This window comes from Caldalkalibacillus thermarum, assembly GCF_014644735.1.
Lineage (GTDB): Bacteria > Bacillota > Bacilli > Caldalkalibacillales > Caldalkalibacillaceae > Caldalkalibacillus > Caldalkalibacillus thermarum.
In genome coordinates, this window is the sequence record NZ_BMKZ01000022.1 from 40783 (window position 1) to 51149 (window position 10367).

The following is a 10367-nucleotide window of genomic DNA, read 5'->3' on the forward strand; positions in this document are numbered from 1 at the left end:
TCAACTAAAAGGGGCATTGTGAATTTATCTTTGCCCAGATAAGCTGTCTCCCGTTCACTGAACGGCTGAACGGGAGCCGGCTTGTTTTTTTGTTACTTTGGATAGGTTAGGAAGATTTGATTATATTATGACAAAATTAGACAACATTCTTTTTTGTTTAGTAAAATAGGATTATGTCATTAATTGTTGAAGGAGCATGGACGCATGGGATCTAAAGGAATGATTGACAATAAGCAGAGTGGTTTAGTGGGGGATGTTTTAAAAGAATATATAACTAAAGGAAGTAAGCTGTCGATTGCCGCGGCACATTTGACATTATATGCGTTTGTGGAGCTGAAAAAAGAGCTGTCACAACTCGATGAATTCCGTTTCATTTTCACAGAGCCTGCCTTTGTGCGTGGAAACCGTTCGTTAAAAGGACTAATGGAGAAAAATGAAGCGGCACTGTATGGAGTGGAAGAAGAACGAAAATATAAAGTAGAGTTGAGTCAAGCATACATAGCCAAAGAATTAGCGAAATGGCTGAAACGAAAAGCACAAATTAAATCAGTCATCAACCAGCGCATTCAAGGCGGTTTGTATCATGTCAAAAACAACGATGGAACGCAAATCGGCTTAATCGGCGGTGCGCCATTTTCCAGCCCAGGTCTAGGCTACAGCAACTCTTCCAATATTTATATTAACCATATTGTCGACGATGAGCATTCAAATACCCACCTGCTTCGTCAGTTTGACGCCATTTGGCAAGATGAACAAGCACTGCAAGATGTGAAAGACGAAATATTGCGGCGCTTAGAAGTGATGTATAAAGAAAATTCGCCAGAGTTCATTTACTTCGTGACGCTTTACAATTTATTTAAAGGCTTCTTGCAAGACGCGAATAACTATGAATCGCTACAAACAAGAACGGGATTTGAAAATACGGTCATTTGGAACAAACTTTACGATTTTCAGCGCGATGGGGTAATTGGCGCCATCAATAAAATCGAAACGTATGGAGGATGCATTATCGCCGACAGCGTCGGGCTCGGAAAAACGTTTGAGGCGTTAGCGGTCATTAAATATTACGAACTGCGCAATCATCGCGTTCTCGTGCTGGCGCCAAAAAAATTGAGGGAAAACTGGGCGATTTACCGTTTAAACGATAAGCGCAACATTTTAGCGGAAGACCGCTTTTCCTATGACTTGCTCAACCATACCGATTTATCGCGTGAGCGCGGATATAGCGGCGATATTAATTTGGAACATGTGAACTGGGGAAATTATGATTTAGTTGTTATCGACGAATCGCACAATTTTCGTAACAACGATCCGCGCAACGACCGGGTGACGAGATATTCCCGCTTGATGAACGACATTATTAAAGCGGGAGTGAAAACGAAAGTGTTAATGCTTTCTGCCACTCCTGTCAATAACAAGCTCGATGACTTAAAGAACCAGATTGCCTTCATTACGGAAGGAAATGACAAAGCGCTAGCGGAAACGGCGAACATCAAAAGCATCAGCCAAACGATTCGCCGCGCACAGTCCCAGTTCAACAAATGGAGCAATCTTCCTGAAGAAGAGCGGACTACTGAGCGGTTGTTAGATATGCTAAACTGGGATTATTTCACCTTGCTTGACTCATTAACAATCGCCCGTTCGCGCCGCCATATTGAAAAATATTACAATGTGAATGCGATCGGTTCGTTTCCGATCCGCCTGAAGCCAATCAATATTAAAGAAACAATTGACGCTAAAGACGAATTTCCGCCGCTGGAGAAGATCAATAATGAAATATTGCGGTTGCGGTTGGCGGTATATTCGCCGATGCAATATATTTTGCCTCATAAAAGGGCTATTTATAACGAAAAGTACGATACGAAAGTGGCAAACGGAAGAATTTTTAAACAAACCGACCGGGAAAATAACCTTGTCTATTTAATGAAATCTAACTTGTTGAAACGATTAGAAAGCAGCATTCATTCCTTTTCTTTAACATTGGAAAACATCATTCATCAGATTGATTCGCACATTCAAAAAATAGATCACTATGATCCGAAAAACGAAATGATCGGAGATATTAACGACATTGACATCGAAGATCCTGACTTAGAAGACGCGTTAATCGGCTCGAAAGTGAAAATTTTCATCAAAGATATGGACTTAATCCGCTGGAAGCAAGATTTATTATATGACCGCGAAATTTTGGCGAAGTTGCTTGCGCAAGCGAGAAGGATAACGTCAGATCGCGATAAAAAATTATTGGCATTGAAAAAAGTCATTCAAAACAAAATCGAGAATCCGATTAACGGCCAAAACAAGAAATTGCTCATTTTTACTGCGTTTGCGGATACGGCGAAATACTTGTATGAAAACTTGCATGAATGGATTTATCGTCAATTTGGCTTGCACTCTGCCGTAGTAACTGGCTCGGATCACCCAAAAACTACATTAAAAATGAAGAAAGTCGACTTCAATAATGTCTTAATGAACTTTTCACCTATTTCGAAAGAGCGGGCAAAAGTAATGCCGGAGATGAAAGAGGAAATTGACATACTAATTGCTACTGACTGTATTTCCGAAGGGCAAAACTTGCAAGACTGTGATTATCTCGTTAACTATGATATCCATTGGAATCCGGTTCGCATTATCCAACGTTTTGGCCGTATCGACCGGATTGGCAGCAAAAATGAACGGATTCAACTAGTTAACTTTTGGCCGTCGCTGGAACTCGATGAATATATTAATCTCGTCAACAGGGTAAAAGACCGAATGACGATTCTCGATATTTCTTCCACCGGGGAAGAAAATGTTATTGCCGACAACAGCAATGAAATGAAAGATTTGGAATACCGCCGCAAACAACTCGAAAAACTGCAAAACGAAGTCATTGATTTAGAGGACATTTCCGGAAATATTTCTTTAACCGATTTTACGTTAGACGACTTCCGCATGGATTTATTAAATTTTATGAAGGAACATAAAGAAGCGGTGGAAAAAGCGCCGCTAGGGCTTTTTAGCATTACCGTGAACAAAAATGAAAAACTAAAAGACGAAATTAAGCCTGGGGTTATTTTCTGTCTAAAACAAATCGATCACGTCACATCATCGAACGAACAAAACGCGCTCCATCCATATTACTTAGTGTATGTGCGGGAAGACGGCACGGTGTTGTATAACCATGTCCACGTAAAGAAAATTTTGGATTTATACCGTTCGCTATGCAACGGAAAAAAAGAAGTGGAGTGGGATTTATACGAAACGTTTTACCAAGAGACGAAAAACGGAAAAGACATGGGGCGATATAAGGCGCTGCTGGAAAAAGCGGTAGAAGATATCGTTGGCAAAATCGATCAGCAAATAACGCTGAACATATTTAGCCTCGGAAACTTGGACAGCTTAGTGACGAACGCGAATACGAGTTTGCAAGACTTTGAAATTATCTCTTATCTTATCATTAAAGGGTGAGAGCGGTGGCTGGATTCACATTTTATGCTAGAATAGGGCTGGACGATAAAGTCCGCCCTTTACATAAGAAGTTGGATAAAAAAATGTTTTACGATTTCGCTGATTTAACGAAAAAGGAAAAAGACTATATTACGAAATACGTCGATCGGATTGAGCTAACGTATTTATTAACTCCAAGTGTGATTAATATCCAGCCATTTATTAATGAAGATTATCATTATGAAGGAGTTATGTTTATCACGATTCGATTAAGAAACGAAACAAAAGACGCTTGCCTTCCTGTCATTGGAGAGATTATTCAAGGATCGTTGCCAAACCCTGTCGTCATCGTATTTGAAAAAGAAGGAAACGTTCAGGTTGGTACGTGTTTAAAGCGATTAAACAAAATCGATAAAACGCAAGTTGTTTTGGAGGAATTTGCGTATACTCCGTGGTTTTCATCCGACAGTGACGATGAAACGGTTCGGCAATTTATTGATGCGGTTCACATAACAGCGTTATCTTTTTCTAACTTCTTCCGGTTTTATCAAGACATTCATATCGCGGTACAGGCGTTTCAACACGCGAAAGCGGTTGGCGCGTTTTACATCGCTACCGATGAAGAATCGCGCCAACTGATTGCGCAAATTGAACAGGCGGAAGCGGAAATCGCGAAATGGAAAAATCAAATTAAGAAAGAAACGCAGTTTAACCGGAAAGTAGAGTACAACATGAAAATTCAGCAATTAACGAAGCAAATCGAGCAGTGGAAACAACAATTGCGATGAAAGAGGGGAAGCACGATGGAAAAACTAGATGGAAAATCGATGGATATTGTAAAAGCGAACATCGAGGCGTTAAAGCAACTATTCCCAGAAGTGGTCACCGAAGAAAAAATCGATTTTGAAAAACTAAAACTGATTCTTGGGGAAGAGATCGAAACACGCAATGAAAAATATGAATTCACCTGGCACGGCAAAACACAGGCAATGAAACTCGCACAAACGCCATCCACCGGCACGCTGCGGCCGGATAAAGCATCCAGCAAAAACTGGGATACGACTGAAAATCTCTATATTGAAGGGGATAACCTTGAAGTATTGAAGCTGTTGCAAAAATCGTATTTCGGAAAAATTAAAATGATCTATATCGACCCGCCGTATAATACAGGGAAGGATTTTGTGTACAAAGATGATTTCCGTGATAATATCAAAAATTACAAAGAAATCACGCAGCAAATGACAAAGGCGAATACAGAAACGAGCGGGAGATTTCATACCGATTGGTTGAATATGATGTATCCGAGATTAAAGTTGGCGAGGAACCTTTTAAGGGAAGATGGATCTATTTTTATTTCTATAGATGATTCAGAGGTAGACAATTTAAAGAAGATTTGTGATGAAATATATGGTGAAAATAACTTTGTTGGTAGATTTATTTGGGCTGGTGGAAGAAAAAATGATTCGAAATACATTTCTATCTCACATGAATATGTTTTAGTTTATGTGAAAAACATACATAGTCTTATTGAAAATAAGATTACATGGAGAGAAAGAAAAGAAGGGCTAGATGAGATTTACAGTAAAGCAGAGGAGTTGGTAAAAAAACATAATTTTAATTATGAAGAAGCGTCACTGTGCTTAAAAGAATGGTTTAAATCTCTGCCTGATAATCATCCTTCTAAACAGCATAGTCATTATAACCATATTGATGAGAAAGGTGTATATTTTCCTGATAATATATCTTGGCCTGGTGGCGGGGGACCAGTTTATAATGTATTACATCCAGTAACAGGTAAGCCAGTAAAAATACCAAGCCGTGGCTGGTTATTTAGTGAAGAACGCATGAAAGAAATGTTAAAAAACAATATGATTCATTTTGGAGAAGATGAATCAAAAGTACCATGCCTTAAAAGATATTTAAAAGAAACAGAGTACCAAGTTCCTTACAGTGTGATTTATCAAGACAGCAGGGGTGCGATGAAACGATTAAGAGATTTGCTTGGTGGAAAAGTGTTTGACTTTCCTAAAGATGAAACGATTATTTTGAAGTTTATTCGAATGGTATCGGACCAAGATGACATCATTCTTGATTTCTTCTCTGGCTCAGCAACAACCGCCCATGCCGTTATGCAGCTAAATGCAGAAGACGGCGGTAATCGTAAGTTTATCATGGTGCAATTGCCTGAGTTAACTGATGAAAAATCAGAGGCGTATAAAGCGGGATATAAAAACATTTGTGAAATCGGCAAAGAACGCATCCGCCGCGCTGGTGAAAAAATCGTTCAAGAAACAGGGAAAACAGATTTGGATATTGGCTTTAAAGTATTTAAACTTGATTCTTCTAACGTAAAAACATGGGATCCTGATTTCGACAACTTGGAGCAAACCCTTTTCGATTTGCAGGATAACATTAAAGAAGACCGCACGAAAGAAGATTTGTTGTATGAGATTTTACTGAAAATCGGCCTGCCGCTCACCACACCGATTGAAGAAATTGATTATAACGGCAAAACGATTTATAACGTTGCCTATGGTTCCGTGTTGGTATGTTTAGAAGATGACATCGATTTGGATATCGTTCAGGAGATGTTGAAATATCAATCCGAGCATATGCCGCCGAAAGTCATTTTCAAAGAGTCTGGCTTTATTAGCGACGCCGTGAAAACGAACGCGATTCAAACATTGAAAAAGCACGGAATCATGGATGTTAGGAGTGTGTAACCGATGAAGCTGAAGTTTATCGCGGACTTGGATTATCAAAAACGGGCGATTGATTCCGTTGTGCAAATTTTTAAAGGGCAAGAAATGATCCAGTCCAACTTCACCGTTTCGTATGGACCAAACGCGGGAATGATTCAAACGGATTTAGGCGTAGGGAATCGGCTCGACCTTACGCCGGAAGAAATTTTAAAAAACGTGCAGGACATTCAAATGAAAAACGGCCTGCCGCGCAGTGAGCGGCTTGATGGCATGCATTTTACCGTTGAAATGGAAACAGGTACGGGGAAGACATATGTCTATTTACGGACGATTTACGAATTGCATAAACATTACGGATTTACGAAATTTGTCATTGTCGTTCCGTCCGTGGCGATTCGTGAAGGGGTATACAAGTCGCTGCAAATTACGAGAGACCATTTCAATGAACTGTATGACCATACGCCAGTAGAATACTTTATTTACGATTCGCAAAAACTCGATCAAGTCCGTAACTTTGCGACAGCGACAACAATCCAAATCATGATCATTAATATTGACGCGTTCCGTAAAAGCTTTGAAGATCCGGAAAAAGAAAATAAAGCGAACGTCATTCACCGTCCGAACGATCGCTTGAACGGCTATCGCCCGATCGAATTTATTCAACAGACGAACCCGATTGTTATTATTGACGAGCCGCAAAGCGTCGATACGACGCCGAAATCAAAAGAAGCGATTGCCTCGCTCAACCCGCTTTGTACGTTGCGTTATTCTGCGACGCATGTAGATAAATATAACATGGTGTATCGCCTCGATGCGGTCGACGCGTATAATCAAAAACTCGTCAAAAAAATCGAAGTGATGTCCGTTCGTTCCGAGCCGTCTTTTAACGTACCGTACATAAAACTAATCGAGGTAAAGGAAAGAAAAGCGAAGATCGAACTGGATGTCAAATCGCGCGGAAAGGTGAAGCGGACGACGAAAACGGTGAAATACGGAGACGATTTATACGATATTTCCGGGGAACGAGAATTGTATCGTGGCTATATCGTCGAGCAGATTGATTGGACGGAAGGAAACGAAGCAATTGAAGTAAATGGCTATCGTCTGCGGGTCGGTGATGCGATCGGCGATATTGACGATGATGCGATAAAGCGGTATCAAATCCGCAAAACGATCGAAGAGCATTTGAACAAAGAGCTGCAGCTTCGCCCGCGCGGAATTAAAGTGTTAAGCCTTTTCTTTATCGACAAAGTCGCCCATTACCGTGATTATGATAAAGATGGCAATCCGATTAAAGGAAAATATGCGGTGATGTTTGAGGAAGAATATAAGGATTTGATCCAAAAACCGAAATACCGAAAGCTGTGGGATGACCCAGGCATTGATAAGGACGTGGAAAAAGCGCACAACGGGTATTTCGCACAAGATAAAAAGGGGCGTCTGAAAGATACAAGAGGAAATACAGAAGCGGACACCGATGTGTACAACCTTATTATGAAAGACAAAGAACGGCTGCTTAGCCTCAATGAGCCGCTTCGCTTCATTTTCTCCCATTCGGCGCTTCGTGAAGGATGGGACAACCCGAACGTCTTTCAAATTTGCACGTTGAAAGACTCCGCGGGAACGTACGTATCGAGACGCCAAGAAATCGGACGCGGATTGCGTCTGGCTGTCAACCAAAACGGGGAGCGTGTGCAGGACTATCATATCAACACGCTAACGGTCATGGCGAACGAATCGTACGAAGAGTTTGTTGCGACGCTGCAAAAAGAAATCGAAGAACAAACAGGAGTCAAATTCGGCAAAATTGAAAAACATATATTTGCCAAACTTATTTATATCGACGAGAAGACGGAAGAGCCGGTGCAAATGGGCTATGACTTATCGGTAAAATTATATGATGAATTGAAGCAAAACGGTTATATTGACAAGCATAGCATGGTTACCTCTGAATTAAAGAAAGCAATAGAAAACTATGACTTGTGCTTAAGCACGGAGTTTCAGCCATGGCTTCCGGCAATCGTCAAAGAAATAAAACGCCACTTACAAGCATTGCCGATCAAAGACGCGACCAAAAAGCAAAAAGTAAAATTAAATATCTCGGTATTCAATCAGGAAGAATTCAGACAGTTATGGGACAAAATCAAGTATAAAACGGTCTATTCCGTCGATTTCGACAGCGAACATTTGATTCAAAAGTGCATCGAAAGCATTCAAACGATGCCGCGCATAGAGAAAATTCGAATTTTAAGCCGCAAGGGAAAAGTGGAAATCGACCGCGTGACAGGAGTACAGGCGCAAACGATAAGCGAAAGCGTCGAAGATTACGTCAGCTTGCATCATACGCTTCCAGACGTCATTACCGAGCTGCAAAACCGCACGAATTTAACACGTAAGACGATCGTCCGCATCTTAACCGGCTGCAAGCGGCTTGACGATTTCAAAAACAATCCGCAAAAATTTATCGAAGAAGTGACAAAGATCATCCAGCGTGAAATGAAGCAACTGTTAAAAGACGGGGTGAAATATTATAAAATCGGCGACGATGCGTATTATGCGGTGGAACTATTCCAAAACGAAGAACTGCTTGCCTACTTGAATGACAACGCAATTCCGAGTGAAAAATCGCTGTTTGACCATGTCGTCTATGATTCAGATGTGGAAAAGCGTTTTGCCAAACGCTTTGAAAACAACGAAAAAGTAAAAGTATATGTGAAGCTACCAAGCTGGTTTAAAATTGACACGCCAATTGGCTCCTACAACCCTGACTGGGCGCTTGTCATTGAGAAAGACGGGGAAGAAAAGCTGTACTTCGTCCTTGAGACCAAAGGACAGGAATGGGAAGGAGATTTGCGTCCGGGCGAATCGGCAAAAATCGAGTTTGCCCGCAAACACTTTGAAGCAATTGGGACGGATATTGAGTTTGTTGGGCCGGAAAATGACGTTGATGTGTTTATGCTGCGGGCGCTCAGTTTATAATATAATAAGCTTATATTGAGGCAGAAGCCACTCAGGTTTCTGTCTTTTTTGGTACGCCCGGCATGGGTGCGTGACTATAGGGTGAAAGTCCCGAACAGGGGCTCATCAAGCGCCTACCGTTAGCTGAAAGCAAGGGTGTCCGCCGTGAGGCGGAATCTGGTGTTGCTGGAGGCAAACACTCGACCTGAGGTACACGAACCCAATTTGAGGCTGTCACAATCGGATGAGTCTGCCAAACAAGACGAAGTCCAAAGCCGCCAAGGGTTGTGGCAGTATATTGGGCAGGTACATGGGTGGAAAGTCCGTGCTCTTATCCGGGGAGGCCTGTACGGCACGCCATCTGAAGATGGTAACCAAAACCGAAAGGTTTTGCTGAACGTACAGGAGTCAGCAGAGGTCATAGTACCTGAGTAAGGGACGCCTGAAAAGGGAAGGACCGAACGTCAATTCAGGGATGAATCAGACTTTTTCGAGACGCAATGCGCTGAAGCAGAATTCCTGACGGAACTCTTCCAAGGAAAGATGGGTGAAGCCCGGAGGGCCTTGGAATGAGGGCTGAGCATTGCCCGGTAAGACCTGACACCTCATCCCGCGAAAGGAGAAATATCTCGATGGCTTTGTTGGAGAACATCTTATCACGGTCAAATCTAACCAAAGCTCTCAAACGTGTGGAGGCTAACAAAGGCGCTCCCGGCATCGACGGGGTTTCAACTGAACACCTCCGAGATTATCTCCGGGAGCACTGGCCAGCCATTAAACAAAAGCTGCTGGAGGGGACCTACCAGCCAGCACCTGTCCGAAGGGTCGAAATCCCGAAACCTGACGGAGGTGTCAGGTTGCTGGGTATCCCTACCGTGATAGACCGATTCATCCAACAAGCCATTCTCCAAGTACTCACACCCATCTTCGACCCTCACTTTTCGTCCCACAGTTATGGATTCGCTCCCAACGCCGGGCCCATGATGCCGTCCGGCAAGCCCAACGATATACCCATGAGGGGTACAAATACGTCGTGGACATTGACTTGGAGAAATTCTTTGACCGGGTTCACCATGACATCCTGATGAGCCGGGTGGCACGCCGGGTAAAGGACAAGCGTGTCCTGAAGCTGATACGGGCCTATTTAGGGTTTGCTGAAAAAGTTTCATTTTTTAAGTTTTAACTTGCTCAATTTAAGTTTCTTGGTAGACTATTTTTTTCTTGAAGACGTAAGTAAAACCATATAGCAAAAAAAGACAAAAAGAGAGCGTAACCAGT

The 10367-nt window shown here is 42.0% G+C and carries 5 protein-coding genes and 1 pseudogene; all 6 read left to right on the forward strand.

Translation table 11 applies throughout. The annotated features are described in order from the left end of the window. The first annotated feature begins 204 nt into the window (after positions 1 to 204). The gene (locus IEW48_RS10055; protein WP_188623639.1) at positions 205 to 3450 is read left to right on the forward strand and encodes a helicase-related protein; all 3246 of its coding nucleotides are present in this window, start codon (positions 205 to 207) and stop codon (positions 3448 to 3450) included. A 5-nt stretch (positions 3451 to 3455) separates the two neighbouring features. Next, complete coding sequence (locus IEW48_RS10060) at positions 3456 to 4217, forward strand: DUF4391 domain-containing protein (protein WP_188623640.1); 762 nt, start codon at positions 3456 to 3458, stop codon at positions 4215 to 4217. 15 nt (positions 4218 to 4232) lie between these two features. Further along, complete coding sequence (locus IEW48_RS10065; protein ID WP_188623641.1) at positions 4233 to 6152, forward strand: site-specific DNA-methyltransferase; 1920 nt, start codon at positions 4233 to 4235, stop codon at positions 6150 to 6152. A 3-nt stretch (positions 6153 to 6155) separates the two neighbouring features. Then, positions 6156 to 9110: a type III restriction-modification system endonuclease gene (locus IEW48_RS10070; RefSeq protein ID WP_188623642.1), complete on the forward strand. Its 2955-nt coding sequence runs from the start codon at positions 6156 to 6158 to the stop codon at positions 9108 to 9110. 144 nt (positions 9111 to 9254) lie between these two features. After that, positions 9255 to 9524 carry a hypothetical protein gene (locus tag IEW48_RS10075; RefSeq protein WP_188623643.1) on the forward strand — a complete coding sequence of 90 codons (270 nt, stop codon included), beginning with the start codon at positions 9255 to 9257 and terminating at the stop codon, positions 9522 to 9524. Positions 9525 to 9721: 197 nt separating this feature from the next. Next, positions 9722 to 10236 (forward strand): annotated as a pseudogene (locus IEW48_RS10080) (reverse transcriptase domain-containing protein); the annotation flags it as partial. Between the last annotated feature and the right edge of the window lie 131 nt (positions 10237 to 10367).

What these genes read in the sequence shown, in the direction of transcription:
- IEW48_RS10070 (WP_188623642.1), top strand. Translation starts at nt 6,156, where the DNA reads ATGAAGCTGAAGTTTATCGCGGACTTGGATTATCAAAAACGGGCGATT.
- IEW48_RS10055 (WP_188623639.1), top strand. Translation starts at nt 205, where the DNA reads ATGGGATCTAAAGGAATGATTGACAATAAGCAGAGTGGTTTAGTGGGG.
- IEW48_RS10065 (WP_188623641.1), top strand. Translation starts at nt 4,233, where the DNA reads ATGGAAAAACTAGATGGAAAATCGATGGATATTGTAAAAGCGAACATC.